This window comes from Streptomyces sp. NBC_01257 (genome assembly GCF_035917255.1).
Classification (GTDB): domain Bacteria; phylum Actinomycetota; class Actinomycetes; order Streptomycetales; family Streptomycetaceae; genus Streptomyces.
The window spans coordinates 3,851,538-3,878,404 of sequence record NZ_CP108472.1 but is presented as its reverse complement, the minus strand read 5'-3'; the positions used below and the strand labels follow the sequence as shown (position 1 = coordinate 3,878,404).

Here is a 26,867-nt window from a genome sequence, read left to right as displayed (position 1 = left end):
TTGCGGGCGCGCCGGATGAAGAACGGACGCACCGGTCGGAGAACGGCTGTGCGGCTCAGGCCGCCGACGAACCGCTCGACGACGAAGAGGAAGAGGACGACGACGAGGACGACGACGTGGAGGAGCTCGACGAACCGGAGGAGGACGTCGACGACGAGGCCGACGACTTCGCGTCCGACCCGGACGAGGACGACGATCCGGAACCGGACGCCTTCGCAGCGGCCGGCGCCGGCGTGCTGCTCGACGAGGAACCGCGGCTGTCGTTCCGGTAGAAACCGGATCCCTTGAAGACAATGCCGACCGCCGAGAACACCTTCTTCAGGCGTCCGTCGCAGCTCGGGCACACCGTCAGGGCGTCATCGGTGAACTTCTGCACCGCTTCGAGGCCCTCGCCACACTCGGTGCACTGGTACTGATAGGTCGGCACTTGTTCCTCCTGGCACTCTGACTCAATGAGTGCTAACGACGCTCCATACTGACGTATTCCGCTGGATCAGTCCACCGTGACGGGTCCGCGGTGACCGATCCCACGTGCCACGGTGCGTCCCTGCACCCTCGGCGTCAGCCGGGAACGCAGGCCCACCAGGGTCACCAGCGCCAGCACCGTACCCACCAGAGGCACCAGGAATCCGGTGCTCGCGCCGTGGGCGTCCGCGAGTTGTCCGGCCACCGTGACGGCGGCCGCCTGGCCGAGCGCGACCGCGCCCGTCAGCCAGGTGAACGCCTCGGTCCGCACGGAGTCGGGGACCAGCGCCTCGACCAGGGTGTAGCCGCTGATCAGGGCGGGGGCGATGGAGAGGCCGACCAGCAGTCCGAGTCCGGCCAGCAACGGAACGGAGTGCACGGCCCACAGGCCCGAGGCGGTCAGCGTCAGCGCCGTGTATCCGGCGATGAGCCGGCGCCGCGGCCCGGTCTTCCAGGCGATGGCTCCGCAGGCGATGCCGGCCAGCATGTTGCCGGCCGCGAAGATCCCGTACATCAGGCCGTTCGCACCGGGGCTGCCGATCTCCTCGGCGAAGGCGGCCAGGGAGACCTGCATGCCGCCGAAGACCGCGCCGATCCCGACGAAGGCCACCGCGAGGACGCGTACGCCGGGAACGGACAGCGCGGAGGCGTGGCGCGGGGAGCCGGTGGCCGAGGGGGTGCGCACCGACGGCTGGGTGGCGCGCTGCGCGGCGAAGAGCAGACCGCCGGCCAGGGTCAGCGCGGCTTCGGTGATCAGCCCGGCCGCCGGGTGCACTCCGGTGCACAGCGCGGTGGCGAGGACGGGGCCGATGACGAACGTGAACTCGTCCGACACCGACTCGAAGGCCGCCGCCGTCGACATCAGCGGCGAGGCCTCACGGCCGGGCGCCGCCCCGAGCACGGCCGCCCAGCGGGCGCGCACCATCGGGCCGATCTGCGGGACGGACGCGCCCGTCGGCACGGCCGCGGCGAACAGCAGCCACATCGGGGCGTCCGCCAGCGCGAGCGCCACCAGGGCCGAGACGGAGGCGGTGTGCACGAGGACGCCGGGCAGCAGCACGGCACGCTGGCCGAAGCGGTCGGCGAGCTTGCCGGTCTGCGGGGCGAACAGGGCCATGGAGACCCCGGTGACGGCGGCGACGGCACCGGCGCTGCCGTAGGAGCCGGTGGTGTGCTGAACCAGCAGGACGATGCCGATGGTCAGCATGGCGAAGGGCTGCCGTGCGGCGAAGCCCGGCAGGAGGAAGGTCCACGCACCCGGGGTGCGCAGCAACTGCCCGTATCCGGGGCGGTCGGAGACCGTGGACGCCACGGTCCATGCCTTTCTGCTGCCTGGTGGCCGTGCTCCCGTGAGGGCGGGCCGGCACAGGGGTGCGGGCCCGGTCAGGAGCTGCCGAGAGCTGTCCTCTTCGCGCGGAACTGCGGTAGATGCCGGGCGCTCGCAGCAGAGGCGGAGGACGCCACGACCGCCATACGGTCGCGCCAGCTCTGCGTCAGGCAGAGTTGGTGGATCAAATAGGTCGATCTGGGTTTCCTTCATGCTACAGGCAAGGGGCCGGTCGCACCTGCGATTGTGTGCGACCTGACCCCCGGTACCTGTGAACGCGCCGCGTTCTCAGTGGTGCGCCTTGGCCTCGTGGTCTTTGGTCCCGTGGTCCTTGGAGCCCTGGTCCTTGGACCCGTGATCCTTGGCCTCGCGGTGCCCGGCCTCGTGGTGCCTGGCCTCCCGCGCCCTGCTGCCGTGCTTCTTGGCCTCGCCCGTCCTGCCGAGGTTCTTCACGGCCTTGAGCGCGCCGGTCACGTTGGGGCCGGTGAGGGGCTCCGCTTCGGCGGCCCTCCCGTTGGTGCCGAGCCAGCCGGCCAGCTTGCCGCCCTCGCCGATCGCGCGCAGCCTGGCCTCCGCCGCGTCGCGCACCGGGTCGGTCGCCACGACGAGGAGTTCGTCGCCGCGGCGCAGCACGGTCGAGGGCGCGGGCACGAAGCTGTTGTCGTCCCGCACGACCAGCGTCACCGCCGCCCCGGCGGGCAGGCGCAGCTCGCCGACCTCGACGCCGTGCATCTTCGACTTCGCCGGGATGGCCACGGAGAGCAGATGTCCGCGGAGTCGTTCCAGCGGTGCCGATTCGATGCCCAGGTCGGCGGCCTCCGACGGGTCCTCGGCGATCTTGAGGGCCTTCGCGAGCCAGGGCAGCGTCGGTCCCTGGATGAGGGTGTAGACGACGACGAGCACGAAGACGATGTTGAAGACCCGGGTGGAGCCGTCGATTCCGGACACCATGGGGATGGTGGCCAGGATGATGGGCACCGCGCCGCGCAGACCGGCCCAGGACATGAGGGCCTTCTCCTGCCAGGGCAGCCGGAAGGGCGCCAGCGAGATGAAGACCTCCAGCGGTCTGGCCACCACGGTCAGGACCAGGCCCACGACGATGGCGGGCCAGAAGTCGTCGATCAGGTCGTGCGGGGTGACCAGCAGTCCGAGCAGGACGAACATGCCGATCTGGGCCAGCCAGCCGAGCCCGTCGGCGAATCCGCGGGTGGCGGGCCAGTGCGGCAGCTTGGCGTTGCCGAGGATCATCGCGGCCAGGTAGACGGCGAGGAACCCGCTGCCGTGCAGCATCGCGCCCGCCGCGTACGCGGACACCGCGATCGCCATCACGGCGATCGGGTAGAGGCCGGATGCGGGCAGCGCCACATGACGCAGCCCGTACGAGCCCAGCCAGCCGACGGCGATGCCGATGGCCGCGCCGATGGCCAGTTCCAGGGCTATCTCGCCGACCAGTACGTACCAGTGGTCCACCGGACCGACGGTCGAGAAGGCCACCACGAGGATCACCACGGGGGCGTCGTTGAAGCCGGACTCGGCCTCCAGGACGCCGGTGATCCGGGCGGGCAGCGGCACCTTGCGCAGGACGGAGAAGACCGCGGCGGCGTCCGTGGACGAGACGACCGCGCCGATGATCAGGGCCTGCCGCCATTCCAGGCCGACCAGGTAGTGCGCTCCGGCCGCGGTCACGCCCACGCTCACGCCCACGCCGACGAGGGAGAGGACGACGGCCGCGGGCAGCGCGGGTTTGATCTCTTTCCACTTCGTGCCGAGGCCGCCCTCGGCGAGGATCACGACCAGGGCCGCGTAGCCGATCACCTGCGTCAGTTCCGCATTGTCGAACTTGACGTCGAAGAACCCGTCCTGGCCCATGGCGATCCCGATGCCGAGGTACAGGAGCAGGCTGGGGAGCCCGCTGCGCGACGAGATGCGCACCGCCGCCACCGCGACGAGCAGGACGAGTGAGCAGACGAGCAGGAGTTCGTTGAGCGCGTGGACAGTCAGTGGCCGGTCCTTCCCTGCGTACGCCTGCCGGATCGTCTTCCGGTGGCCGGTACTTCGTTACCTTACCTAATCTTTAACGTTTTCTTGATGCGTTCGAGTATTCGTACGATCGCTACGCAATTCGAACCATCCCGATACCGCGTCAGACCGGCCCGGACGCTGCGCCTATGGTTGCTCCTGCACTCCCAGGACCACCCTGCCCCTCGAAGGACAGCGATGCCCGCCAACACAACCGCCTCTTCCGGCTCCACCGGTACCGCCGGTGGCGGGTCGCGCAAGAAGAAGGGGCGACGCGCCCGCCTGATCGTGATCGTCCTGGTGCTGGCGCTTGTCGCGGGTATCGGTTACGGAACGTACTGGTCCGTATCCACTGTGCGCGCCTCGTACCCCCAGACCAGCGGCACCGCCCAGCTCGCCGGCCTCGACAGCAATGTCGACGTGAAGCGCGACAGCTACGGGATTCCGCAGATCTACGCCGACACCGACGCCGACCTGTTCCGTGCCCAGGGCTTCGTCCAGGCGCAGGACCGCTTCTGGGAGATGGACGTCCGCCGTCACATGACGGCGGGACGGCTCTCCGAGATGTTCGGCTCCGGCCAGGTCGAGACCGACTCCTTCCTGCGCACGCTGGGCTGGCGCAAGGTCGCGCAGGAGGAGTACGACAACGTCCTGTCGGACGAGACCAAGAAGAACCTGCAGTCCTACGCGGACGGGGTGAACGCCTACCTCAAGGGACGCGACGGAAAGGACATCTCCGTCGAGTACGCGGCCCTCGGCTTCACCAACGACTACAAGCCGACGAAGTGGACCCCGGTCGACTCCGTCGCCTGGCTGAAGGCCATGGCCTGGGACCTGCGCGGCAACATGCAGGACGAGATCGACCGCTCGCTGATGACCAGCCGGCTCGACGGCAAGCAGATCCAGGACCTGTACCCGCCGTACCCGTACGAGAAGCACAAGCCGATCGTCGGCGAGGGTGCGATCTCCCCGGCCACCGGGAAGTTCGACCCCGAGGCGACGCCGTCCGACAGTGTCGGCTCGTCGACCGCCCAGGGCGCCACCGAGGGCCTCACCTCCCAGCTCGGCGCGCTCTCCGACACCCTGGACGAGATCCCCGCGCTGCTCGGCCCCAACGGCACCGGCATCGGGTCGAACTCCTGGGTCGTCTCCGGGAAGTACACGACCACCGGCAAGCCGCTGCTCGCCAACGACCCGCACCTGGCGCCGCAGCTGCCCTCGCTCTGGTACCAGATGGGGCTGCACTGCCGCAGCGTCTCCGCCACCTGCAAGTACGACACCGCCGGCTACACCTTCTCCGGCATGCCGGGCGTGATCATCGGCCACAACCAGAACATCGCCTGGGGCTTCACCAACCTGGGCGCCGACGTCACCGACCTCTTCCTGGAGAAGGTCTCGGGCGACGGCTACCTGTACGACGGCAGGACCAGGCCCTTCACCACCCGCGAGGAGACCATCAAGGTCGCGGGCGGCAGGGACCGGCACATCACCGTCCGCGAGACCAACAACGGACCGCTGGTCTCCGACCGCAGCAGCGAGCTGGAGAAGGTCGGCCAGAAGGCACCCGTGACCAATGCCGCCCCCGACCGGGCGGACGGCTACGGGGTGGCGCTGAAGTGGACCGCGCTGGAGCCGGGTCACTCCATGGACGCCGTCTTCGAGCTCAACCGGGCCAAGGACTTCACCACCTTCCGGGCGGCGGCCGAGCACTTCGAGGTTCCCTCGCAGAACCTCATCTACGCCGACACCCAGGGACACATCGGCTACCAGGCGCCCGGCAAGATCCCGGTCCGCAAGTCCGGTGACGGCACGATGCCCAGCCCCGGCTGGTCCTCGTCGTACGGCTGGAAGAAGGACCCGATCCCGTTCGACGAGCTGCCCTACGAGTACGACCCGAAGCGCGGCTACATCGTCACCGCCAACCAGGCCGTGATCGACGAGGACACGTACCGTCCCCTGCTCACCAAGGACTGGGGCTACGGCAGCCGCAGCCAGCGGATCAACGACCTCATCGAGTCGAAGACCAAGGGCGGCGGGAAGATCTCGACCGAAGACATGCAGAAGATGCAGATGGACAACACCAGCGAGATCGCCGCGCTGCTGGTGCCCGAGCTGATGAAGATCAACATCTCGGACAAGGACGTCCGCCAGGCGCAGAAGCTGCTGGAGGGCTGGGACTACACCCAGGAGGCCGACTCGGCGGCCGCCGCGTACTTCAACGCGGTCTGGCGCAACATCCTCAAGCTGGCCTTCGGCGACAAGCTGCCCAAGGAGATGCGCGTCAAGGGCGAGTGCCTCAACGTGCCCCCGGCCAAGAGCTCGGGTCCGGTCGACGAGCAGGACAAGCTGGTACGCGAATGCGGTCAGCGCGACCCCGACTCGGCGCAGCCGGACGGCGGCGACCGCTGGTACCAGGTGGTCGCGAACCTCATGGACAAGCCGGACAGCGACTGGTGGAAGGCGCCGGCCAACCGCAAGGACAAGGCGACCGAGAACCGCGAGGAGCTCTTCGCCCGCGCCATGGAGGACGCCCGCTGGGAGCTGACGGCCAAGCTGGGCAAGGACATCACCAGCTGGAGCTGGGGCCGGCTGCACCAGCTGACCCTGAAGAACCAGACCCTCGGTACCGAAGGGCCCGGACTGCTCCAGCGGGCGCTCAACCGCGGCCCCTGGAACCTCGGCGGCGGCGAGGCCGCGGTGAACGCCACCGGCTGGAACGCGGCGGGCGGCTACGAGGTCGTCTGGGTCCCGTCGATGCGGATGGTCGTCAACGTGGGGGACTGGGACAAGTCCCGCTGGATCAACCTCACCGGCGCCTCCGGGCACGCGTTCAGCGCGCACTACACCGACCAGACCGACAAGTGGGTCAACGGCGAACTGCTCGACTGGTCCTTCGGGACGAACGCGGTCGCCGGGGCGACGACGGACACGCTGACGCTGAAGCCGTAGGAACGGCCCCGCGGGCCTTCAGCCGTCGCTGAAGCGCCGCGGGGCCGGGCCTTCAGCCGTCACTGAAGCGCCGCGATCCGGCCGGAGTCACCACGGCGTCCACGGGGTGGTCGTGCGGTTCCTCCGGGACCCGCGCGGTCACCTCGTCGTCGTACAGCAGGACGATCAGCGCCGGGTGCGCCCCGGCCGCCGCCAGGCGCGCCAGCACCCGGTCGTAGCTGCCGCCGCCGCGGCCGAGCCGCATCCCGCGCCCGTCCACCGCGAGGCCCGGCAGCAGCACCGCGTCCGCCTCCAGTACGGCGTCGGGGCCGAGCCGCTGACCGGCGGGCTCCAGCAGCCCACGGCCGGCCTTCTCCAGGCCCGCCGCGCCCTCGTACGGCGCCCAGTCCAGGTCGTTGTCCGCGAGGAGCACCGGCAGCAGGACGCGCACGCCCCGCGCGCGCAGCGCGTCCAGCAGGGCGCGTGTTCCCGGTTCGCTCCCCACGGACACGTACGCGGCGACGGCACGGGCGCCGGCGAGTTCGGGCAGTTCGAGTGCGCGGCGGGCGAGAACCGCGGCGGCCCGTTCGACGTCCTTGCCGGTCAGGAGGCGTCGTGCGGCGAGCAGTTCACGCCGCAGCAGGGCCTTTGCGGACATGTCGGTGTTCAACGGGCACCCACGGATCTCTCGTACTGGCATATTTGAGTACAAAGTTAACCGGAGGCTCATCTTCCGCCCATGTGCGACCGTTAAGGTTCTGCGCATGACTCAGTCGAACCCCAGGATCAGCAAGGCTGTCATCCCGGCGGCGGGGCTCGGTACCCGCTTCCTGCCGGCCACCAAAGCCACTCCCAAAGAGATGCTGCCTGTCGTCGACAAGCCTGCCATCCAGTACGTCGTCGAGGAGGCGGTCGCCGCAGGGCTCTCCGACGTACTGATGATCACCGGTCGCAACAAGCGTCCCCTGGAGGACCACTTCGACCGCAATTACGAGCTGGAGTCGGCGCTGACCCGCAAGGGTGACGCCGAACGGCTGCGCAGGGTGCAGGAGTCGAGCGACCTCGCCACCATGCACTACGTCCGCCAGGGCGACCCGCGGGGGCTCGGCCACGCGGTGCTGTGCGCGGCGCCGCACGTCGGTGACCAGCCGTTCGCGGTCCTCCTCGGGGACGACCTGATCGACCCGCGCGACCCGCTCCTGGCCCGCATGGTGGAGATCCAGGAGCGCGAGGGCGGCAGCGTCATCGCGCTCATGGAGGTCCCGCCCTCGCTGATCCACCAGTACGGCTGCGCGGCCGTCGAGCCGACCGCCGAGGGCGACGTGATGCGGATCACGGGCCTGGTCGAGAAGCCCGAAGCGGCCGAGGCGCCCAGCAATCTCGCCATCATCGGCCGCTACGTCCTGGACCCCGCGGTCTTCGGCATACTGCGCATGACCGAGCCCGGCCGCGGCGGCGAGATCCAGCTGACCGACGCCCTCCAGCTCCTCGCCGCGGACGAGAAGATCGGCGGCCCGGTGCACGGCGTCGTCTTCAAGGGCCGCCGCTATGACACCGGTGACCGGAGCGATTACCTCCGTGCCATTGTCAGACTCGCGTGCGAACGTGAAGATCTGGGCCCGGAGTTCCGGACCTGGCTCCGCAGTTATGTCACCGAGGAGATGTAAGACCTTGAGCAGCACGATCTGGTCGGTGGACGAGCACCTGGAAGACATCCTCGCCGCGGTGAGGCCGCTCGAACCCATCGAGCTGCAACTGCCCGAGGCCCAGGGCTGCGTCCTGGTCGAGGACGTCGTGGTGGAGATCGCCCTGCCGCCCTTCGACAACAGCTCGATGGACGGTTACGCGGTCCGCGTCGCCGATGTCGAGGGCGCCACCGAGGAGTTCCCCGCGGTCCTCACCGTCATCGGGGACGTCGCGGCGGGCGCCGCAGGCCTGCTCGGCGACCAGCGGGTGGGACCGGGCGAGGCCGCCCGCATCATGACGGGCGCCCCGCTGCCGGCGGGCGCCGAGGCCGTGGTCCCCGTCGAGTGGACCGACGGCGGTACGGGCGAGGGCCCGGCCGCCACGATGCGCGCCCACAGCGACGCGCCCGAGGGCGCGGCGGGCGAGGTCCGCGTCCACCGCCCGGCAAAGGCCCGGGCTCATGTCCGGGACCGCGGCAGCGACGTCCGGCCCGGCGATCTGGCCCTGCGCGCGGGCTCGGTGATCGGACCGCCGCAGATCGGCCTGCTCGCCGCGATCGGCCGTTCCACGGTGCAGGTGCGGCCCCGGCCGCGCGTCGTCGTCATCTCCACCGGCAGCGAACTGGTCCAGCCCGGCGAGGAGCTGACCGGCGGCCAGATCTACGACTCGAACAGCTTCGCGCTGACGGCCGCCGCCCGCGACGCCGGAGCGATCGCCTACCGGGTGGGAGCCGTAGCCGACGACGCCGAGACGCTGCGCGCCGCGATCGAGGACCAGCTGATCCGCGCCGACATCGTCGTCACCACCGGGGGCGTCAGCGTGGGCGCGTACGACGTGGTCAAGGAGGCGCTGTCCTCCGTGGGCGACGAGGACGAGCCGGGCAGCGGCATCGACTTCCGCAAACTCGCCATGCAGCCGGGCAAGCCGCAGGGCTTCGGCTCCATCGGCCCGGACCACACCCCGCTGCTGGCACTGCCCGGCAACCCGGTCTCCAGCTACGTCTCCTTCGAACTGTTCGTACGGCCCGCGATCCGCACCCTGATGGGGCTGCCGGACGTGAACCGCCCGAGCACCCGGGCCACTCTGGTGACCGACAAGACGCTGTCCTCGCCCGAAGGACGGCGGCAGTTCCTGCGCGGGGCGTACGACGCGGAGGCCGGCACCGTCACCCCCGTCGGAGGCTCGGGATCGCATCTGATCGCCGCTCTGGCCCAGGCGGACGCGCTGATCGTGCTGCCCGAGGACGTCACTTCGGCGGAGCCCGGCGCGGACACCGAGGTGATCCTGCTCCGCTGACCGGTGCCCGGTGGCGGTACGGTGTCTGCCGCTGTGCCTTCCGGGGGACACCCCCCGGACCCCGGGCCTGCACCCCGGTGCAGCCCAGGGGCAACCGGCGCCCTACCGCTAGGCGGAGTTAGTTGAGTACGCAGAACAGGCTGACGCACATCGACGAGGCGGGCGCCGCCCGCATGGTCGACGTCTCCGCGAAGGACGTCACCGCGCGCGTCGCCCGCGCCAGTGGCCGGGTCCTCGTCTCGCCGCGTGTCATCGAGCTGCTCCGGGGCGAAGGGGTCCCCAAGGGGGACGCCCTCGCCACCGCGCGCATCGCCGGGATCATGGGGGCCAAGCGCACCCCGGACCTGATCCCGCTCTGCCACCCCCTCGCCGTCTCCGGTGTCACCGTCGACCTCGCGGTGGCCGACGACGCGGTGGAGATCACGGCCACCGTGAAGACCACGGACCGCACGGGCGTGGAGATGGAGGCCCTGACCGCGGTGTCGGTCGCCGCGCTCACCGTCATCGACATGATCAAGGCGGTCGACAAGGCCGCGGTCATCACGGACGTCCGGGTCGAGGCGAAGTCGGGCGGCAAGTCCGGCGACTACCGGCGCAACGCGCCCGGCGGAGCGCACGCGTGAGCGCCCCGGAGCCTTCCGCCGGCTACCGCGCGCTCGTGGTGACGGCCTCGAACCGGGCCGCCGCCGGGGTCTACGCCGACAAGGGCGGCCCCCTGATCGCCGAGGCGCTGACCGGTCTCGGCTTCACCGTCGAAGGACCGCGGGTCGTGCCCGACGGCGAGCCGGTCCAGCGGGCGCTGCGGGACGGGGTGGCCGCCGCGTACGACGTCATCGTGACCACCGGCGGCACCGGCATCTCGCCCACCGACGAGACCCCCGAGGCCACCGTCAACGTCCTGGACTACGAGATCCCCGGCATCCCCGAGGCGATCCGTGCCGAGGGCCGGGACAAGGTCCCCACGGCCGCGCTCTCGCGCGGTGTGGCCGGTGTGGCCGAACGTACGCTCATCGTCAACCTGCCGGGCTCCACCGGCGGGGTGCGCGACGGGCTCGCCGTCCTGAGCCGTCTCCTGGTGCACGCCGTCGACCAGCTCCGCGGCGGCGATCACCCCCGACCCGGGAGCCCGAGCTGAACGTCCCGACCTGGCCGGTGATCCTGGTGGAAGGCGATGTCGCCCTCCGGCCGATAAAAGTGCGCGACCAGCGCATGTGGCGCGAGGTCAACCGGCGCAACCGCGACTGGCTGCGCCCCTGGGAGGCGACCGTGCCACCGCCCGCCCCGGGCGGTCCGGTGGCCCAGCGCCCCACCTACCGCCAGATGGTCCGTCATCTGCGCGCCGAGGCCGGTGCGGGCCGGATGCTGCCGTTCGCCATCGAGTACGAGGGCCGGCTGGTGGGTCAGCTGACCGTCGCCGGGATCACCTGGGGCTCGATGTGTTCGGGCCATGTCGGCTACTGGGTGGATCAGGAGGTGGCGGGCCGCGGCGTGATGCCGACCGCGGTCGCCCTTGCCGTCGACCATTGTTTCCGCACGGTCGGACTGCACCGTATCGAGGTGTGCATTCGGCCGGAGAACGGGCCCAGCCGCCGCGTCGTCGAGAAACTCGGATTCCGCGAGGAAGGGATCCGGCCCCGCTATCTGCACATCGACGGAGCCTGGCGGGACCACCTCATCTACGCGCTCACCGCGGAGGAGGTGCCCGACGGGCTGCTCCGGAGGTGGCGACGGACGCGGCCGGAACGTCCGGAACACCGCGCGAAATGAAATGTGTGTTCGAAATTGATCGGCTCGTGACTGCTAAGGAACCTGCAAACGTCGAGTGTTGATCCGAACAATCACAAAAAAAGTCCGTGATATCAGCCGGATCGTGCGACACACCGCGCCAATTGGCGGATGCCTCCGCGCAAACCCCTCTACGGTGTGAGATGTGAGCAGCAGCGGCCTCATCTACGCAGTCATCGTCGGGGCCTGGGCCGCCTACTTGGTACCGATGTGGCTCCGCAGGCAGGACGAGCTCAACGAAGCCCGTCCGACGGAACGCTTCAGCACCGCCATCCGGCTGCTTTCCGGACGGGCGGCGATGGAGCGCCGGTACGCCAAGGGGCTGCGGGAGCGCACCGAAGAGGAGGCGGCGCCCGACGCCGACCCGGACGCAGTCACGGACCGAATGGATTCCGTCGACGTCCGGGGCTTTTCCGCGCCCCCGGCGCACACCGAGGCCCGGGTGCACGACCCGGCCCGTGCGCCGGAGCGCGCCACCCCGGAGCGCTCGGCGCAGCAGCGCCCGGCCCGTGAGCAGTCGGTACCGGCCCCCTCCGACCCGTCCCCTTCCGACTCCGCCCCCGCTTCCGCCCGGCGTCCGCGCCCCGGCGGAATCGACGCGGAACGCGCCCGGCGTGCGCAGCGCCTCCAGGTTCTCGCGCGCCGCCGGCGCACCACCGTGGTCCTCTTCTTCGCCTTCACGCTCGGCGCGGTCGTCGCGGCGGTCGGCGGCCTCCACTTCCTCTGGGCACCCGCGGTCCCCGCGGTGCTGCTGAGCACGTACATCGTGCATCTGCGCGCCCAGGAGCGGCGCAGGTTCGCCTTCACCATGGACCGCCGCCGGGCGGAGGTCGCGGCGCAGCGGCTCCGCGAGAACCGCCCGCGCCGCCACCAGCCCGCCACGACTGCCCCCGCCGAGTCCGACGAGGACCCCGAGGCCCGCCACCCGGTCCCCGAGCCCACGCCCACCGTCTCCCCGCAGGAGGCCGGCCGCCGCGCCCTGGTCGAGCAGACGGACCACGCGGAATGGGTCGACCAGCAGCGCGAGCGAGGCCGGGTCCAGGGCGACAGCTGGGAACCCGTCCCGGTCCCGCTGCCGACGTACGTCACCGCCCCGGTCGCCCCGCGCGCCACGGGCGGCATCGAGGTCGGCAACCCGGAGACCTGGAGCGCGGCCCGCTCCAGCACCGCCGAGCCCACCCAGCCGGCCGCCCCGCAGACGGCGGCCGCCCCGGTGGACCCGGCGCCACGCCAGCGCTCGGCCCAGTCCCGCCGCTCCCGCGACCGGGGCCGGACCCCGCTCTTCGACCAGTACGAGGACGGCGACCGCCCGCGCGCCGCCAACGAGTGAGACACCCGCCCCGCACGCTGCGACACCGACTCGGCTGACCAGCGCGGAACGGATTTCCGACCACCCCGTTGAGGGTGCTAAAGTTTCACTCGTTGCAAGGGCCTGTGGCGCAGTCTGGTAGCGCACCTCGTTCGCATCGAGGGGGTCTGGGGTTCAAATCCCCACAGGTCCACCGCAGCTCAGAGCCCCTGCCGGGGAAACTCGGTAGGGGCTCTTTGGCGTCTCCCGGCGGAAGGGCGTCACCGGGCGGATCCGGCCGGACGGGTCGTCACATCCGCCCCATGGCTCACCCTTGTTCTTGAGAGCCGCCGTTCCGGAGCACCGCCGGGTCTACGGCACGTCGGGGTCGCGCGCGATCCAGCCCGGGGAGTCGAGGCGGATCGCCCGGTCGCCGACCAGGGACCGGAGCGCCTCCTCCAGTACGGCGAGGGACTCCGCGCCCACCTGCTCCTCCCATCGCTCACGCAGCTCGTCGAAGACGGCCTCGCCCTGGCCGAGCAGGGCGAGGCCGTGCTCGGTGACGTGGAGGTGCGTCCGGCGGCGGTCGGCCGGGTCGGGGCGGCGTGCCACGTAGCCGCGTTCCTCCAGTACGGCGATCGTCTTCGCGGCCGCCTGCCGCGTCACCGACATCCTGCGGGCGAGCTCGGAGACGCTGTCCGCGCCGGACAGGATGGAGTGGAGGGCGAAATCGTGCACCGTCCGTACGTCCTCGTACCCGCGTTCGGCGAGCTCGGTGGTGGCTCGGTCCGCCAGGGTGCGGAAGCCGGCGAGCAGGAGCAGGGCGAGATCGGCGCCTGATCTGGACATGCGGCCAGCATACGGTCACCTTTGACATGGGCAACCTGGTTGCCTATCGTGGTGAGCAACCAGGTTGCCTATGTGGGAGCTGCTCGTGACCATCACCACGCCCTCCGGTGCGACCCTGCCCGGCGTCACCCATCACCTCGCCGACGTCAACGGCACGCGACTGCACTACGTCTCCGCCGGCACCGGCGGCTCCCCGATCCTGCTGGTGCACGGCTGGCCGGAGACGTGGTGGGCGTTCCGGAAGCTGATTCCGCTCCTGGCGCGGACCCACCGGGTGTTCGCCCTCGACCTCCGCGGGTTCGGCGATTCGAGCAACGCCGACACCGAGTACGGCGAGGCCGTGTCCGCCGAGGACCTGCACCATCTCGTCGGGCACATCGGCGAGGGCCCCGTTCATCTCCTGTGCCAGGACATCAGCGGCGGCACGGGATTCCGTTTCGCGGCGACGCACCCCGAGGACGTCATCAGCTTCACCGGAGTCGAGACGGCCCTGGCCGGGTTCGGTTTCGAGGCCCTCGCCGATGTGAACAACCACGGTTCCTGGCACGTCGGGTTCCTCGGCGCCTCGGGGATACCCGGCATGCTCCTTCCGGGCCATGAGCGCGAGCTCCTGACCGACTGGGCCTTCCCGTTGATGAGCGGGACGGAGGGGGTCATCGAGGAAGCGGATGTCGACGAGTTCGTCCGGACCTATGCGCGCCCGAACGCCTGGCGCGGCACGGAGGGGCTCTACCGCGGCGTCTTCTCCGACGACGGCGCGACCAGGGCTCTCGCCGCGTCGCACCCGATCTCCGTGCCCGTCCTCACCGTCGAGGCCGCCGGTCACCGGGGGATCACCGAGGCGACCTTCCGCCAGGTGTCCGCCGGCGAGGTCACCGCGGTGCATCTCGCGCGGGTCGGCCACCTCATCGCACAGGAGGCGCCCGAGGAGCTCGCGGCCGTCCTTCTCCGGTTCACGGGGAAGGTCGACGAGAAGGGGGCCTGAACGGGGGCGGGGGAGCGCCGGCCTTCTGCCTGCGGCCGTCATGGCGTGGCGCGCCACCTGTGGATCAGGGCGCGCCGGGCGGTGCGCTCGATCATCAGGCGGCCCCTGGAGCGGCCGAGCGGGCGCAGCGCCTTCTGGAGCGACGCCGATCCGGGGCGGCGGAGCGCGCCGAGCACCGCGAAGCGGCAGCCGTCGCCTTCCTCGACCGCGGCCATGCCGCCGACGATCCGCCGGCTCTGCATGAGGCACCACCCGGGTTCCAGCAGGACCTCGAAGCGGGCCGTGTGGCCGAGGGGGCCGTCGGCGTCAGCGTGGAAGCGGTCCGTGCCCGTGGGGCGGCAGCGGAATGCGCGGATCGTGGGGACCAGGTGGGGGAGTTCCCCCTCCAGGTCCCCGGCGACCGCCCAGATCTCGGCCAGGGGCAGGTCGAGGTGGGCCTCGGCGTACATCGCGGCGTGCAGCCCCTCCGCCATGACACGCAGACGCCGGACGGGATCGAGGTTCGCCGTCGGCCAGTCGGTGCTCATCGTGGCCACGCCTTTCGGAAGCTGTGACGGGCGCGATGGAGACGGGACCTCATCGTGCCGCGGGAGATGTTGAGGACTTCGCTCGCCGACCGCTCGTCAAGTCCTTCGAGTTCGCGCAGGACCAGGGCCGCGCGGTGGTCGCCGGACAGCCGGCTCAGGACGTCACGCACGTCCACGGACAGTTCGGGGCTGCCGGGCCGGGCGATGTCTTCGAACTCGCACACCGGCGTCTCGCGCTCCGCCCGGCGCGCCACCCGCACCGCCTCGCGGACCGTGATGGTGCGCACCCACGCGTACAGGGTCCTGGGATCCCGGAGGCGGGGCAGGCCCCGGAAGACCGCGATGAGGGCTTCCTGGGTGGCGTCGTCGCCGTGGCCGGGCGCGATCGGCCGGCACAGCCGGGCGACGTACGGCGTGAGCAGGCCCATCAGATCGCTCATGGCCAGTGCGTCACCGGCCTGCGCCGCCCGTACGAGAACGGCGGCCGCGGCCCATGGGTCCTCCGTCTCGGGTGGAGGATCCGTACCAGCTGTGGTCATGTGCCTTTCTCCTCCCCGGTGTTCGATGCCTGCGCGGCTCCGGAAAGGGCGTCGGTTCCGGGGCGTCGTGGGTAAGGAGGCGCGACCGGGGCCAGACACTCCCGCGCATCGGAATCTGTCCGAAAACGTACGGAGCACCGGGGTCGCGGCAGGCCTCCGCGAGAGCGCCGGAAGGGCGCGGAGGGGGCCGTGCCCGGCGGCCGGTGCCTCGGCCCCGCCGGTTCGCCGCGGGGGACAGGGTGCCGGATCGTGGTCTTCGCCGTCTCGCCAGACTCAATTGTCCCGGAGCCCTGTGCGGCTGGGTGCGGCGGTCGCGGTACGCGAGGCGCTCGCGTACGCCTGTCGACGGCGGGCCGGGGCAGTCGCCGTGGCAGGCGGCATGTCGAAGGCCTCGGCGAGCAAAAGGTCTTAGCCCTGCAGACATACCCATAGGAGCCGTCAGGTCGCTTCTGCTCAGGGCCAGACGGCAGACGATCGGCCTGGGGCTGATCCCGCGCCACCGGACGGGCCCGAAGACTCGGTGTGCGAAGGGCGACCGGGGAACCTTTGACGCATCCGCTGCCTCCTGACCGATCGACCGGCCGCCCCATCGGCCGGCCGACCGGCTGAACAGCACGGCCCGACACCCCAGGAGCGCCCATGGACACCGTCGAAACCCTCGCACTCCCGCTGCCCGAACTGGCAGGTGTGACCCACCGCTATGTGCGGGTGCGCGGGGTGCGTCTGCACATCGCCGAGGCGGGGCAGGGTGAACCGGTCGTGCTGCTGCACGGCTTTCCGCAGCACTGGTACGGCTGGCGGCGGATCATTCCGCTGCTGTCGGGCAGCTACCGCCTCATCTGCGTGGACCAGCGTGGCTTCGGCTGGTCCGACGCGCCGCGCACGGGCTACGACACCGACAGCAGAGTCGCCGATGTGCTCGCGCTGCTCGATGCGATGGATCTCGCCCAGGTCCGGCTGATCGGCCACGACTGGGGGGCGTGGACCGGATTCCACGTCTGCTTGCGGGCGCCGGATCGCATCCGGCACTACCTGGCGCTCAACATGCTCCACCCCTGGCCGTCGCACCGACGGCTCATGCCGCAGTCCTGGCGGTTCTGGTACACCGCCCTGCTCGAACAGCCGCTGCTGGGAAGGTGGTTGCTGCGGCGACGGCCCGGGTTCACGTCCTTCCTGATGCGCAGGGGCGTGGTGGACCGGGCGGTCTGGGAGCCGGACGTGATGGCCGGGTTCGTCCGCTCCAGCCAGGAGCCGGAGCGGGCGAGGGCCGGTGAGACGCTGCACCGCGCCTTCGCGCTGCGGGACATCGCCCGCCTGGTGTCGGGTCGCTACGGACGGCTGAGGCTGATCACCCCGACCGTCATCCTGGGCGGCGAGCGCGACTTCATGCTGCCGCCGGGAGTGCTCACGCCGGCGCCCCGGTACGCCGACGACCTGCGGATCGAGATCGTCCCGGACTGCGGCCACTACCTCCACGAGGAGCGTCCCGAACTGGTCGCCGCGACGGCTCGCCGGCTCTTCGCCGGCGGGATCCGATCCGCTGGGGAACCTCCGCGCCGCGGCGTCGCCTAGGCTGAAACCCCGTACCCGCCCGTGCAGTTCTCCGCATCGAGGAGCGACCAGTGACGGCAGGAATACCCGAGTCCCAGCCCCCGATCGACACCAGCAGGCCCCACCCCGCCCGCGTCTACGACTGGTTCCTGGGCGGCAAGGAGAACTACCCGGCCGACCAGGAGTTCGGGCGGACGCTGCCGAAGGAGACGCGTGGGAACGCCGCGCGCAACCGGGCGTTCATGCACCGGGCCTCCGCCTGGCTGGCGCGGGACGGTGTCGACCAGTTCCTCGACATCGGGACCGGCATCCCCACCGAGCCCAACCTCCACCAGATCGTCCAGGCGGTCACGCCGACGGCCCGGGTCGTCTACGCGGACAACGACCCGATCGTCCTGCGGCACGCGGAGACGCTCCTCGTCAGTACGCCGGAGGGGGCCACGCACTACCTCCACGCCGATGTGCGGCAGCCGGAGGCGATCCTCGAACGGGCCAGGAACCTGCTGGACTTCGACCGGCCCATCGCCCTGTCCCTGATCGCGCTGATGCACTTCCTGCCGGACGACCAGGACCCGTACGGCATCACCCGCACCCTGGTCGACGCCTTGCCTCCGGGCAGTTATCTGGTCCTCTCGCACGGCACCGCAGACCAGCATCCGGAGCTGCGGAAGGAGACCGAGGCGGCGTACCGGAAGGGTGCCATCGCGCTGCGGATGCGTACCCACGCCGAGGTGGCGCAGTTCTTCGCGGGGCTCGACCTCGTCGAGCCGGGGCTCGTCCCCGCGACCGAGTGGTACCGCGAGGAGCCCGCGCCCGTCGTCGTGCGCAGCGGGTTCTACGTGGGCGTCGGGCGGGTCCGGTGAGCGGCCGGTTCACGGCGGCGGACGGCACCGTGCTCGCCCATGACGACCTGGGGCCGGCCGACGGTCCGCTGCCGCCCGTCGTCCTCGTCCACGGGCATCCGTTCAACCGCACCATGTGGCAGCGGCAGGCCGCCGTGCTGGTGGCCGCCGGGCGCCGGGTGATCGTGCCCGACCTGCGCGGGTACGGGGAGAGCGGCGTCGTCCCCGGCCGCACCCTGCTCGCGGACTTCGCCTGCGACATCGCCGCGCTGCTGGACCACCTGGGCGTCGCACGGGCCGTCGTCGGCGGGGTGTCGATGGGCGGGCAGATCGCGATGGAGTTCCACCGCTCGTACCCGGGGCGGGTCGCGGCGCTGGTGCTGTCCGACACCTCTCCGGCCGCCGAGACCGAGGACGGCAAGGCGTTCCGCAACCGGCTGGCCGACCGGCTGCTCGCCGAGGGGATGGACGGGTACGCGGACGAGGTGATCGGCAAGATGCTCGCCCCGTACAACGTCACCGCGCTGCCGGACGTCGCCGCGCAGGTGCTGGGGATGATGCGCGGGACCGATCCCGAGGGCGCGGCGGCCGCGCTGCGGGGCCGGGCGGAGCGGCCCGACTACCGCGGCTCGCTCGCCGGGGCGCGGGTGCCGGTCCTCGTCGTCGTCGGCGCGGACGACTTCTACACGCCGGTCGCGGATGCCCGGGGCCTGCACGAACTGATCCCGGGGGCGGAACTGGTGGTGATCGAGGGGGCCGGGCACCTGCCCGGCCTGGAGCGGCCCGAAGCGTTCGACGAGGCGCTGGTGCGGTTCCTGGCGCGCGGACCAGGGCATGGCCGGAAGGTAGCGCCCTAGCCCCGGAGCGGCTTGGCGCGAATGTAGCGCCCTAGCCCCGGAGCGGCTTGGCGAAGCAGCGGCTGCTCTCGTACGTCCGGTAGTGGCCGAACTTCTCGCAGGGCGTGTAGCCGCTGGAGAGGTACAGCGCGATCGCCTCGGGCTGCCGGTCGCCGGTCTCCAGCACCATGCGGACCCGGCCCGCCGCGCGGGCGTCGTCCTCCAGGGCGGCCAGGATGCGGCGGGCCAGGCCGTGGCCGCGCCCCTCGGGTATCACGAACATCCGCTTGAGCTCGGCGTCACCGTCCGAGTAGCCCTCGTCGTTGCGCTCCTGCGAGCGCCAGCCACCGGTGGCCACCGGGCGGTCCGACGTGTCGTACGCGAGCAGGTACAGACCGTGCGGCGGGTCGAACATCGTGGCGTCCAGCGGTGTGATGTCGCCCTCGTCCCCGTACCGCTCGGCGTATTCGAGCTGCACCTGGTCATTGAGTTTGACGGCGTCGGGGTGGTCGTAAGGACGCGGCTGGATAATCATGCGAATGATGGTACATGTATGCGAGCGGGTGGTGTCGGTATCGTGCCGGGATGCTCACTGTGACCTCCGTGAATGTAAACGGTCTCCGCGCCGCCGCGAAAAAGGGCTTCGTCGAATGGCTCGCGCAGACCGACGCCGATGTGATCTGCCTCCAGGAGGTACGGGCCGAGCCGGAGCAGCTGCCCGAGGGGGTGCGTGAGCCCGAGGGCTGGCACACCGTCCACGCGCCGGCCGCAGCCAAGGGCCGGGCCGGGGTCTCGCTCTACTCCCGCCGGGCACCCGAGCGCGTGCAGATCGGCTTCGGCGCCTTCGGGGGCGAGGGCGGCGGGGGTGCCGAGGAGTTCGACGCGAGCGGGCGGTACGTCGAGATCGACCTGCCCGGTGTCACCGTCGCGAGCCTGTACCTGCCCTCCGGCGAGGTCGGTACCGAGAAGCAGGACGAGAAGGAGCGCTTCATGGCGGCCTTCCTGCCCTACCTCACCGGCCTGAAGGTGCGGGCCGCCGCCGAGGGCCGCGAGGTGGTGGTGTGCGGGGACTGGAACATCGCCCACCAGGAGGCCGACCTCAAGAACTGGAAGGGCAACAAGAAGAACTCCGGGTTCCTCCCCGAGGAGCGGCAGTGGCTGACCCGGGTCTTCGGTGAGGCCGCGTACGTCGACGTCGTGCGCGCCCTGCACCCGGATGTGGAGGGGCCGTACTCGTGGTGGTCCTACCGGGGCCGCGCCTTCGACAACGACACGGGCTGGCGTATCGACTACCAGGTGGCGACCCCCGGGCTGGCCGCGCGCGCGGTGAAGGCGTGGGTGGAGCGGGCCGCCACGCACGGGGAGCGGTGGAGCGACCACGCGCCGGTGACGGTGGTGTACGAGCAGTAGGAGGGCCTACTCCGAGGCCTTCGGCGGCTGCGCCGCCTCCGCGTCGCGCCGCAGCCGCCGGTCCAGCGCCATGGAGAGTTCCGCGTCCACCACCGCGCGGGCCAGCGGCCGCAGTTGGGGTGGTTCGGCCTCCGTGCTGTGGGCGCGCAGGGTGGCGACGAAGAGGTCGGCCAGGGCGTCCGCGTGCTCGCGGACCCGGCGGCCGGAGGCGAGCACCTCGGCGAGCGGGACGCCCTCCCGCACCAGTTCGGCCGACACCTCCAGCAGGCGGCGGCTGATGTGCACGATCTCGTCGCCGTCCGTGCCGAGGTAGCCGAGCTCCATGGCGGTCGCCAGGTTCTCCGGGGTGGACTCGCCCTCGAAGTAGTCCGCGAGCTGCTCGGGCGTGAGCCGGACCGGGGTCTCCTCGGTCGGTTCGCCCAGGCCCAGCACCTCGGCGACATCGCGGCCGCTCTCGAAGGTGCGGGCCAGGTCGGCGATGCCGGTGAGGGTGTGGCCGCGCTCCAGCAGACCGGAGATGGTGCGCAGGCGGGCCAGGTGGTGGTCGTCGTACCAGGCGATGCGGCCCTCGCGGCGGGGCGGCGAGATCAGGCCGCGCTCCCGGTAGAAGCGCAGGGTACGGACCGGGATGCCGGCCTCCTTCGCCAGCTCCTCCATCCGGTATTCGCGGTGCTCGCGTCCTTCTGCCACCCCCGCACCCTATCGGCCCGGGCCGTGCGGGAGGCCGAAGTTGTACCGCCGGTAACTTTCCCCCGCCGGACCCCTACCCATCGGTACGCGGCTGCTCTACTCTCCCAACAATGCCAGTGATTGCTGGCAGAGTCGTGTGACGTACCCGCGGGAGGCGGCAGCATGGCCCAGCACGAGCACGTACGAGTGGCGGTGATCGGATCAGGATTCGGGGGTCTCGGGGCCGCTGTCCGGCTGCGCCGCGAAGGCATCACCGATTTCCTGATCCTGGAACGGGCCGCGTCGGTCGGTGGCACCTGGCGCGACAACAGCTACCCGGGCTGCGCATGCGACGTACCGTCCCACCTCTACTCGTTCTCGTTCGCACCCAACCCCGAGTGGCCGCGCACCTTCTCCGGGCAGGAGCACATCCGCGCCTACCTGGAGCACGTCGCGGACACCTTCGGGCTGCGCCCGCACCTCAGGCTGAACCACGAGGTGACGATGATGCGCTGGGACAACGAGGCGCTGAACTGGGTCATCGAGAGTGCGAACGGCACGACGGTCGTCGCCGATGTCGTCGTCTCCGCGACCGGCCCGCTCTCCGACCCCAAGACGCCCGACATCCCGGGGCTCGCCGACTTCCCCGGCAAGGTCTTCCACTCCGCCCGCTGGGACCACGACGCCGACCTGACCGGCAAGCGCGTCGCGATGATCGGCACCGGGGCCTCCGCGATCCAGATCGTGCCCGCGATCCAGCCCAAGGCCGGGAAGCTGACGCTCTTCCAGCGCACCCCGCCGTGGGTCATGCCGCGGATGGACCGCGCCATCAGCGGCGCCGAGCGCTGGCTGCACCGCGCGGTCCCGGTCACCGGCACCGCGCGCCGCGGACTGCTGTGGGGCATACGGGAGTTGCAGGTCAGCGCCTTCACCAAGCACCCGGACCAGCTGGGCCTGATCGAGCGGATAGCCAAGTCCAACATGGCCCGGTCGATCAAGGACCCGGCACTGCGGGCCAAGCTGACCCCCTCGTACCGCATCGGCTGCAAGCGCATCCTGCTCTCCAGCGCCTACTACCCGGCGCTCGCCCGGCCCAACGTCGACGTGGTCGCCTCCGGGCTCGCCGAGGTGCGCGGCTCGACGCTCGTGGCGTCCGACGGTACGGAGACGGAGGCCGACGCGATCATCTTCGGCACCGGCTTCCACGTCACCGACATGCCGATCGCCGAACGGGTGGTGGGCGCCGACGGCATCACGCTCGCCGAGTCCTGGAAGGGCGGCATGCAGGCCCTGCGCGGTGCGAGCGCGGCCGGCTTCCCCAACTGGATGACGATCATCGGCCCCAACACCGGCCTCGGGAACTCGTCCATGATCCTGATGATCGAGTCCCAGCTGAACTACATGGCCGACTACCTGCGCCAGCTGGACGTGCTGGGCGGCCGGGTCGCACTCGACGCACGCCCCTCGGCCGTCGGGGCCTGGAACCACCGCGTCCAGGAGCGGATGAAGCGCACCGTCTGGAACACCGGCGGCTGCACCAGCTGGTACCTGGACGCGAGCGGACGCAACACCACGGTCTGGCCCGGCACCACCGCCGAGTTCCGCAAGGCGACGCGGAACGTCGACCTCGCGGAGTACGAGGTCGTACGCGTCACGGCGGCGAAGGACACGAAGAATTCCGCCGCCGTCGCCGAGGAGGTGGCGGGATGAGCCGGCCGCTGCCCGCACGGGAACTCATGGCCGTCTCCGCCGACGGCTCCCGCATCCACGTCGAGGTGCACGGCCAGGACGGCGCCCCGGCCGTGGTCCTCTCCCACGGCTGGACCTGCAACACCCGCTTCTGGGACGCGCAGATCAGGGACCTCGCCGTCGACCACCGCGTCATCGCCTACGACCAGCGCGGCCACGGCACCTCACCGGTCGCCGGACGCGACGGATACAGCACCGAGGCGCTGGCCGACGACCTCGAAGCGGTGCTCGCCGCCACCCTCGCCCCGGGGGAGAAGGCCGTTCTCGCCGGGCACTCCATGGGCGGCATGACGATCATGTCCGCGTCGCGCCGGGCCGGGCTGCGCGAGCACACGGCCGCCGTCCTGCTCTGCAGCACCGGCAGCTCGCGACTGCTCGCCGAATCCCTCGTCGTGCCGATGCGGCCCGGCGCCGTGCGGACCCGGATGACGCGTGCGATCCTCGGGGCGCGGGCGCCGCTCGGACCGGTCACTCCGCTCTCCCGCCGTCTCCTCAAGTACGGGACGATGGGGGCGGGTTCGGCCCCGGACCGGGTCGACGCCTGCGCACGGATCGTGCACGACTGCCCGAGGCGCGCCCGGGTCGCCTGGGGCCACGTCCTCGCGGACCTCGACCTCGACGAGGGCGTACGGGAACTGCGGGTGCCCACCGCGGTGATCGCGGGTACGGACGACCGGCTGACGCCGCCCGTCCACGCCCGGGCCGTCGCCGCGGCGCTGCCCGACTGTCTCGGGCTGACCGAACTGGCGGGCATGGGCCACATGACGCCCGTCGAGGCGCCGGAGGCGGTCACGGCGAAGATCCGCGAACTGGTGACCGCGTACCTCCCGGTACGCGGTACGACTGAGGCCGAGGGCAAGGAGGAGGTCGCATGAGCGGCAGGCGGAGTCTCGAAGGACAGGTCGTCGTCGTCACGGGCGCGGCACGCGGCGTCGGCGAACTGCTGGCGCGCAAGCTCTCGGCGCGCGGGGCGACGCTGGCGCTCGTCGGCCTGGAGCCGGACGAACTGAAGAAGGTCTCCGAGCGGCTGCACGGGGACAGCGGCCACTGGCACGCGGACGTCACCGACCACGAGGCGATGGCGCAGGTCGCGCAGGAGGTCAAGGAGCGCTTCGGGAAGGTCGACATCGTCGTCGCCAACGCGGGCGTCGCCTCCGGCGGCCCGTTCGTCGACTCCGACCCGGTGGCCTGGCGACGGGTCATCGAGGTCAACCTCATCGGCGGCGCGGTGACCGGCCGGGCGTTCCTGCCGGTCCTGATGGAGAGCCGGGGCTACTTCCTCCAGATTGCCTCGCTCGCCGCGATCACCCCGGCCCCGATGATGACCGCGTACTGCGCGTCCAAGTCGGGCGTCGAGGCGTTCGCGCACAGCCTGCGCGCCGAGGTCGGCTACCGGGGCGTGAAGGTCGGCGTCGGCTACCTCTCCTGGACCGACACCGACATGGTGCGCGGTGCGGACGAGGACGACGTGATGCGGGAGCTGCGCCAGCGGCTGCCCTGGCCGTCCAACCGCACGTACCCGCTGGGCCCCGCCGTCGACCGCATCGTGGCGGGCATCGAGCGCCGCTCGCCGCACGTCTACGCCCAGTGGTGGCTGCGCGGCATGCAGTCCGTACGCGGCTACCTGCCGTCGCTGATCGGGGTGGTCGGCCAGCGCGAGATGAAGCGGTTCGGGTCGCGTCTTGAAGGCGTCGGCACCGGTCTCGTGGGCGCGGGAGGCGCCGCTGACCAGGACGAACGTGCGGCGCGCACGCAGCGTGAATGATCGAAATGCGAGGCATGTCCGGTCGTGTAAGTCTGGTCGAGGCCCCCACGGGGCCATCCCCACGCACCCCCACATAGGAGTGAACAGCATGGGCATCGCCGACCAGTTCAAGGACAAGGCGCAGGAGCTTGCCGACCAGGGTCAGAAGAAGATGAAGGGCGGCAAGGGCGAAGACCGGCGTCAGGGTCAGCGCCAGGACCAGGGCCAGGGCCAGGACCGTCGTCAGGACGTGTCCGACCGTGCCCGCCAGGCGTCCGAGCAGGGTCGCGACCGCGCCCAGGGTGCGGCGGACGACGTGCGGGAGCGCTTCGACCGTTGACGTCGCGCTGCTGAGCGTTGCGTGTCGAGGGGCGTACCCGGTTCGTTCCGGGTACGCCCTTCCACGTGGCGCGGGTGCCCGGCCGCTGCCCGGTGCGGCACGGGCCGGACGGCGAACTGTGCTCGCACAAAAGAACGTTGGCCCTACGAAGTCCGGGCGCGTGGCTCCCGCGGGCCGCGCGGCGGCAGCGTCCGGCTGAAGACGAGATTGGTGGTCGTGCTCCCGAACTCGGCCAGCGCGTCGACGATTTCCTCCAGGTGCGCCATCGAGGTGGCCGCCACCTTCAGGACGTAGCAGTCGTCCCCGGTGGTACGCAGACACTCCAGGATCTCCGGCCGCTCCCGGAGCATCCGGTGCAGCGGCTCGTGCCGGCTCCCCGGGTACTTCAGCCGGACGACCGCCAGGGCCACGTATCCGGCCCGCTCCAGATCCACCTCGGCCCGGTACCCCGTGACGACCCCGGCCGCCTCCAGCCTCCGCACCCGCTCCGTCGTCGCCGACGCGCTCAGGTTCACCCGCCGGGCCAGCTCCGTGAAGGCGATCCTGCCGTCCCGCTGGAGCTCGTCGAGTATCGCCCAGTCGGTCGCATCAAGATTCTCGGCCATTCGCGCAGATTACCGGGGGATCCCCGGGTGAACTCCGCCCGGACAGGCAGGAATCCCTTCTGCCCGCCGGTACGGCCTGGCTAGGCTCGCCCCTGTGAAGATCGGAGTGAACGTCCTCAACTTCGGACCCGGCACCGACCCCGGAGTCCTGCACGACTGGGCCCGGACCGTGGAGGGACTGGGCTTCGACCTGCTGATGGTCTCCGACCACATCGCCATCACGCCCGACGTCGCCGAGCAGTATCCGGCCCCCTTCTACGAGCCCTTCACCACCCTGTCCTGGCTTGCCGGCCTCACCACCAGGATCCGGCTCGGCACGACGGTCCTCATCGCCCCCTACCGGCACCCGCTGCTCACCGCCCGGATGGCGGCCAACCTGAACGCGCTCAGCGGCGGCCGGCTGGTTCTCGGCGTGGGGGTGGGCTGGGCGCGGCAGGAGTTCGCCGCCCTCGGCATCCCCTTCGAACAGCGGGGACGGCTGACCGACACGGCCCTGCGGGACATGCGCGCCGCCTGGTCCGACACGACCGCGTACGGAAGCGGGAAGATCCCGCTGTGGGTCGGCGGCAACAGCGACGCGGGCATCCGCCGGGCCGTGCGGCTCGGTGACGCCTGGCACCCGCTGCGCTGCACGATGCCCTGGCTGCGGGAAGCCGCGGACCGGCTGAGGTCGACCGGGTACGAACAGGGCCTCCCCGTGCCCGCCTTCGCTCCCCGGATCGTGCTCCGTCCCACCCGGGCCCCGGTCGACGGCCCGCAACGCCTCGCCGGCGAGGGAACGCTCGACCAGATCATGGACGACCTCGACCAGCTGCGGCTGCTGGGCGCCGACACGGTCGTCCTCGACCCGTACAACGGCGACCCCCGCGAGACCAGCAACCCGGAGCCTGCCCAGCAGGCACTCGCCACGGTGGCCGCGCACCTCCAGCTGAAGGAGCAGTCATGACCACGCCCGACGACCACACCCTCCTCCGGCGCGCCATCGCCCTCGCGGCCGAGGCGCGCGACAGCGGCAATCCACCGTTCGGCTCGCTGCTGACGGGACCGGACGGGACGGTCCTCGCGGAGGACCGCAACACGACGCTCACCGACCGGGACATCACCGCACACCCCGAACTGAAGCTCGCGCGATGGGCGGCGAGAGAACTGGACGCGCCCACGGCGGCGGCCACCACGATGTACACCAGCTGCCAGCCGTGCCCGATGTGCGAGGCGGCCATCCAGCAGGCGGGGCTGCGCCGCGTGGTGTTCGCCCTGTCCGGCGAACAGCTCCTGGACATCAGGCCGGGCAACGGCCGCCCGCCCGTGCCGCAGGAGGGACCGGAGCTGCTGGAGGAGGTACGGGCGGTGATGGAGCCGTACTACGGCTGACCCGCTGCTCTGTGCAGGGGCCGCACGGCAAGGCGGTGTGGTGCGAGCCGCGGGCC

The 26,867-nt window shown here is 71.3% G+C and carries 28 protein-coding genes and 1 tRNA gene; 19 read left to right on the top strand and 10 right to left on the bottom strand.

The features are described 5' to 3' along the window. Nucleotides 1–55 precede the first annotated feature (55 nt). The 3 genes from OG408_RS16465 to OG408_RS16455 form a co-directional block, all read right to left on the bottom strand. A complete protein-coding gene (locus OG408_RS16465) occupies nt 56–427 on the bottom strand; it encodes an FmdB family zinc ribbon protein (protein ID WP_285565006.1) in 372 nt (123 codons plus the stop codon). Nucleotides 428–493: 66 nt separating this feature from the next. Continuing rightward, entirely contained in the window at nt 494–1,777 is a 1,284-nt protein-coding gene (locus tag OG408_RS16460; RefSeq protein WP_285565005.1) for an MFS transporter, read from the bottom strand. A 303-nt stretch (nt 1,778–2,080) separates the two neighbouring features. Next, nucleotides 2,081–3,733 (bottom strand): potassium/proton antiporter, encoded by a 1,653-nt coding sequence (locus tag OG408_RS16455; protein WP_326670529.1) that lies wholly within the window; start codon nt 3,731–3,733, stop codon nt 2,081–2,083. A 276-nt stretch (nt 3,734–4,009) separates the two neighbouring features. On the opposite strand from OG408_RS16455, the gene OG408_RS16450 reads away from it, so the two are divergent. Further along, nucleotides 4,010–6,760 carry a penicillin acylase family protein gene (locus tag OG408_RS16450; protein ID WP_285565004.1) on the top strand — a complete coding sequence of 917 codons (2,751 nt, stop codon included), beginning with the start codon at nt 4,010–4,012 and terminating at the stop codon, nt 6,758–6,760. Between the two features lie 52 nt (nt 6,761–6,812). On the opposite strand, the gene OG408_RS16445 is transcribed toward OG408_RS16450, so the two are convergent. After that, nucleotides 6,813–7,397 carry a 5-formyltetrahydrofolate cyclo-ligase gene (locus OG408_RS16445; RefSeq protein WP_326670527.1) on the bottom strand — a complete coding sequence of 195 codons (585 nt, stop codon included), beginning with the start codon at nt 7,395–7,397 and terminating at the stop codon, nt 6,813–6,815. A 106-nt stretch (nt 7,398–7,503) separates the two neighbouring features. On the opposite strand from OG408_RS16445, the gene galU reads away from it, so the two are divergent. The 7 genes from galU (at nt 7,504) to OG408_RS16410 (ending at nt 13,008) form a co-directional block, all read left to right on the top strand. Further along, the gene (gene galU / locus OG408_RS16440) at nt 7,504–8,406 is read left to right on the top strand and encodes a UTP--glucose-1-phosphate uridylyltransferase GalU (RefSeq protein WP_266779853.1); all 903 of its coding nucleotides are present in this window, start codon (nt 7,504–7,506) and stop codon (nt 8,404–8,406) included. A gap of 4 nt (nt 8,407–8,410) precedes the next feature. Next, on the top strand, nt 8,411–9,721 hold the full coding sequence (gene glp, locus OG408_RS16435) for a molybdotransferase-like divisome protein Glp (RefSeq protein ID WP_326670525.1): 1,311 nt from the start codon (nt 8,411–8,413) through the stop codon (nt 9,719–9,721). Between the two features lie 122 nt (nt 9,722–9,843). Further along, nucleotides 9,844–10,344 (top strand): cyclic pyranopterin monophosphate synthase MoaC, encoded by a 501-nt coding sequence (gene moaC / locus OG408_RS16430; protein ID WP_266779851.1) that lies wholly within the window; start codon nt 9,844–9,846, stop codon nt 10,342–10,344. Further along, complete coding sequence (locus OG408_RS16425) at nt 10,341–10,856, top strand: MogA/MoaB family molybdenum cofactor biosynthesis protein (RefSeq protein ID WP_266779850.1); 516 nt, start codon at nt 10,341–10,343, stop codon at nt 10,854–10,856. The genes moaC and OG408_RS16425 overlap by 4 nt, the downstream gene beginning before the upstream one ends. Nucleotides 10,857–10,873: 17 nt before the next feature. Continuing rightward, nucleotides 10,874–11,488, top strand: a complete 615-nt coding sequence (locus tag OG408_RS16420) for a GNAT family N-acetyltransferase (protein WP_266779849.1) — start codon at nt 10,874–10,876, stop codon at nt 11,486–11,488. 163 nt (nt 11,489–11,651) lie between these two features. Then, complete coding sequence (gene sepX / locus OG408_RS16415) at nt 11,652–12,836, top strand: divisome protein SepX/GlpR (RefSeq protein ID WP_266779848.1); 1,185 nt, start codon at nt 11,652–11,654, stop codon at nt 12,834–12,836. Nucleotides 12,837–12,934: 98 nt separating this feature from the next. After that, nucleotides 12,935–13,008, top strand: a tRNA-Ala gene (locus OG408_RS16410). Between the two features lie 158 nt (nt 13,009–13,166). On the opposite strand, the gene OG408_RS16405 is transcribed toward OG408_RS16410, so the two are convergent. Continuing rightward, a complete protein-coding gene (locus OG408_RS16405; protein ID WP_266779833.1) occupies nt 13,167–13,643 on the bottom strand; it encodes a MarR family winged helix-turn-helix transcriptional regulator in 477 nt (158 codons plus the stop codon). A gap of 85 nt (nt 13,644–13,728) precedes the next feature. Here OG408_RS16405 and OG408_RS16400 point away from each other — a divergent pair, with 85 nt between their 5' ends. Beyond that, entirely contained in the window at nt 13,729–14,628 is a 900-nt protein-coding gene (locus OG408_RS16400; RefSeq protein ID WP_266779832.1) for an alpha/beta fold hydrolase, read from the top strand. Nucleotides 14,629–14,666: 38 nt separating this feature from the next. On the opposite strand, the gene OG408_RS16395 is transcribed toward OG408_RS16400, so the two are convergent. Together OG408_RS16395 and OG408_RS16390 are read right to left on the bottom strand one after the other, a co-directional pair. Next, nucleotides 14,667–15,155 (bottom strand): hypothetical protein, encoded by a 489-nt coding sequence (locus OG408_RS16395; protein ID WP_285564995.1) that lies wholly within the window; start codon nt 15,153–15,155, stop codon nt 14,667–14,669. Continuing rightward, nucleotides 15,152–15,694, bottom strand: a complete 543-nt coding sequence (locus OG408_RS16390; protein ID WP_285564994.1) for an RNA polymerase sigma factor — start codon at nt 15,692–15,694, stop codon at nt 15,152–15,154. Before OG408_RS16390 ends, OG408_RS16395 begins: the two co-directional genes overlap by 4 nt. Before the next feature lie 639 nt (nt 15,695–16,333). On the opposite strand from OG408_RS16390, the gene OG408_RS16385 reads away from it, so the two are divergent. The 3 genes from OG408_RS16385 to OG408_RS16375 are packed head-to-tail and all read left to right on the top strand — an operon-like array spanning nt 16,334 to nt 18,944. Next, a complete protein-coding gene (locus tag OG408_RS16385; RefSeq protein ID WP_326670519.1) occupies nt 16,334–17,266 on the top strand; it encodes an alpha/beta fold hydrolase in 933 nt (310 codons plus the stop codon). Nucleotides 17,267–17,316: 50 nt separating this feature from the next. Beyond that, nucleotides 17,317–18,108: an SAM-dependent methyltransferase gene (locus OG408_RS16380; protein ID WP_266779831.1), complete on the top strand. Its 792-nt coding sequence runs from the start codon at nt 17,317–17,319 to the stop codon at nt 18,106–18,108. Continuing rightward, complete coding sequence (locus OG408_RS16375) at nt 18,105–18,944, top strand: alpha/beta fold hydrolase (RefSeq protein ID WP_326670517.1); 840 nt, start codon at nt 18,105–18,107, stop codon at nt 18,942–18,944. Before OG408_RS16380 ends, OG408_RS16375 begins: the two co-directional genes overlap by 4 nt. Before the next feature lie 31 nt (nt 18,945–18,975). Here OG408_RS16375 and OG408_RS16370 read toward each other — a convergent pair whose 3' ends face one another. Next, nucleotides 18,976–19,458 carry a GNAT family N-acetyltransferase gene (locus tag OG408_RS16370; RefSeq protein WP_266779829.1) on the bottom strand — a complete coding sequence of 161 codons (483 nt, stop codon included), beginning with the start codon at nt 19,456–19,458 and terminating at the stop codon, nt 18,976–18,978. Nucleotides 19,459–19,508: 50 nt separating this feature from the next. Between OG408_RS16370 and OG408_RS16365 the strand changes: the two genes are divergently transcribed. Further along, entirely contained in the window at nt 19,509–20,333 is an 825-nt protein-coding gene (locus tag OG408_RS16365; RefSeq protein ID WP_285564990.1) for an exodeoxyribonuclease III, read from the top strand. Nucleotides 20,334–20,339: 6 nt separating this feature from the next. Here the strand turns inward: OG408_RS16365 and OG408_RS16360 are convergent, their stop codons facing one another. After that, entirely contained in the window at nt 20,340–20,990 is a 651-nt protein-coding gene (locus OG408_RS16360) for a MerR family transcriptional regulator (RefSeq protein ID WP_266786223.1), read from the bottom strand. A gap of 195 nt (nt 20,991–21,185) precedes the next feature. Between OG408_RS16360 and OG408_RS16355 the strand changes: the two genes are divergently transcribed. The 4 genes from OG408_RS16355 to OG408_RS16340 all read left to right on the top strand — a co-directional run bounded on the left by OG408_RS16355 (nt 21,186) and on the right by OG408_RS16340 (nt 24,835). After that, on the top strand, nt 21,186–22,712 hold the full coding sequence (locus tag OG408_RS16355) for a flavin-containing monooxygenase (protein ID WP_266779827.1): 1,527 nt from the start codon (nt 21,186–21,188) through the stop codon (nt 22,710–22,712). After that, nucleotides 22,709–23,626 (top strand): alpha/beta fold hydrolase, encoded by a 918-nt coding sequence (locus OG408_RS16350; protein ID WP_326670513.1) that lies wholly within the window; start codon nt 22,709–22,711, stop codon nt 23,624–23,626. Before OG408_RS16355 ends, OG408_RS16350 begins: the two co-directional genes overlap by 4 nt. Further along, complete coding sequence (locus OG408_RS16345) at nt 23,623–24,516, top strand: SDR family oxidoreductase (protein ID WP_266779825.1); 894 nt, start codon at nt 23,623–23,625, stop codon at nt 24,514–24,516. The genes OG408_RS16350 and OG408_RS16345 overlap by 4 nt, the downstream gene beginning before the upstream one ends. 88 nt (nt 24,517–24,604) lie before the next feature. Beyond that, entirely contained in the window at nt 24,605–24,835 is a 231-nt protein-coding gene (locus tag OG408_RS16340) for a hypothetical protein (protein ID WP_266779824.1), read from the top strand. A 143-nt stretch (nt 24,836–24,978) separates the two neighbouring features. On the opposite strand, the gene OG408_RS16335 is transcribed toward OG408_RS16340, so the two are convergent. After that, the gene (locus OG408_RS16335) at nt 24,979–25,440 is read right to left on the bottom strand and encodes an Lrp/AsnC family transcriptional regulator (protein ID WP_266779823.1); all 462 of its coding nucleotides are present in this window, start codon (nt 25,438–25,440) and stop codon (nt 24,979–24,981) included. Nucleotides 25,441–25,534: 94 nt separating this feature from the next. On the opposite strand from OG408_RS16335, the gene OG408_RS16330 reads away from it, so the two are divergent. Next, nucleotides 25,535–26,386: an LLM class flavin-dependent oxidoreductase gene (locus tag OG408_RS16330; protein ID WP_326670510.1), complete on the top strand. Its 852-nt coding sequence runs from the start codon at nt 25,535–25,537 to the stop codon at nt 26,384–26,386. After that, a complete protein-coding gene (locus OG408_RS16325) occupies nt 26,383–26,811 on the top strand; it encodes a nucleoside deaminase (protein WP_266779821.1) in 429 nt (142 codons plus the stop codon). Before OG408_RS16330 ends, OG408_RS16325 begins: the two co-directional genes overlap by 4 nt. Nucleotides 26,812–26,867: the final 56 nt, after the last annotated feature.

Coding starts and splice junctions, on each gene's coding strand:
- OG408_RS16450 (WP_285565004.1), top strand. CDS start 4,010: ATGCCCGCCAACACAACCGCCTCTTCCGGCTCCACCGGTACCGCCGGT.
- galU (WP_266779853.1), top strand. CDS start 7,504: ATGACTCAGTCGAACCCCAGGATCAGCAAGGCTGTCATCCCGGCGGCG.
- OG408_RS16325 (WP_266779821.1), top strand. CDS start 26,383: ATGACCACGCCCGACGACCACACCCTCCTCCGGCGCGCCATCGCCCTC.
- OG408_RS16405 (WP_266779833.1), bottom strand. CDS start 13,643: ATGTCCAGATCAGGCGCCGATCTCGCCCTGCTCCTGCTCGCCGGCTTC.
- OG408_RS16365 (WP_285564990.1), top strand. CDS start 19,509: ATGCTCACTGTGACCTCCGTGAATGTAAACGGTCTCCGCGCCGCCGCG.
- OG408_RS16340 (WP_266779824.1), top strand. CDS start 24,605: ATGGGCATCGCCGACCAGTTCAAGGACAAGGCGCAGGAGCTTGCCGAC.
- OG408_RS16385 (WP_326670519.1), top strand. CDS start 16,334: ATGGACACCGTCGAAACCCTCGCACTCCCGCTGCCCGAACTGGCAGGT.
- OG408_RS16335 (WP_266779823.1), bottom strand. CDS start 25,440: ATGGCCGAGAATCTTGATGCGACCGACTGGGCGATACTCGACGAGCTC.
- OG408_RS16370 (WP_266779829.1), bottom strand. CDS start 19,458: ATGATTATCCAGCCGCGTCCTTACGACCACCCCGACGCCGTCAAACTC.
- OG408_RS16345 (WP_266779825.1), top strand. CDS start 23,623: ATGAGCGGCAGGCGGAGTCTCGAAGGACAGGTCGTCGTCGTCACGGGC.
- OG408_RS16445 (WP_326670527.1), bottom strand. CDS start 7,397: ATGTCCGCAAAGGCCCTGCTGCGGCGTGAACTGCTCGCCGCACGACGC.
- OG408_RS16355 (WP_266779827.1), top strand. CDS start 21,186: ATGGCCCAGCACGAGCACGTACGAGTGGCGGTGATCGGATCAGGATTC.
- OG408_RS16390 (WP_285564994.1), bottom strand. CDS start 15,694: ATGACCACAGCTGGTACGGATCCTCCACCCGAGACGGAGGACCCATGG.
- OG408_RS16360 (WP_266786223.1), bottom strand. CDS start 20,990: ATGGAGGAGCTGGCGAAGGAGGCCGGCATCCCGGTCCGTACCCTGCGC.
- OG408_RS16350 (WP_326670513.1), top strand. CDS start 22,709: ATGAGCCGGCCGCTGCCCGCACGGGAACTCATGGCCGTCTCCGCCGAC.
- OG408_RS16395 (WP_285564995.1), bottom strand. CDS start 15,155: ATGAGCACCGACTGGCCGACGGCGAACCTCGATCCCGTCCGGCGTCTG.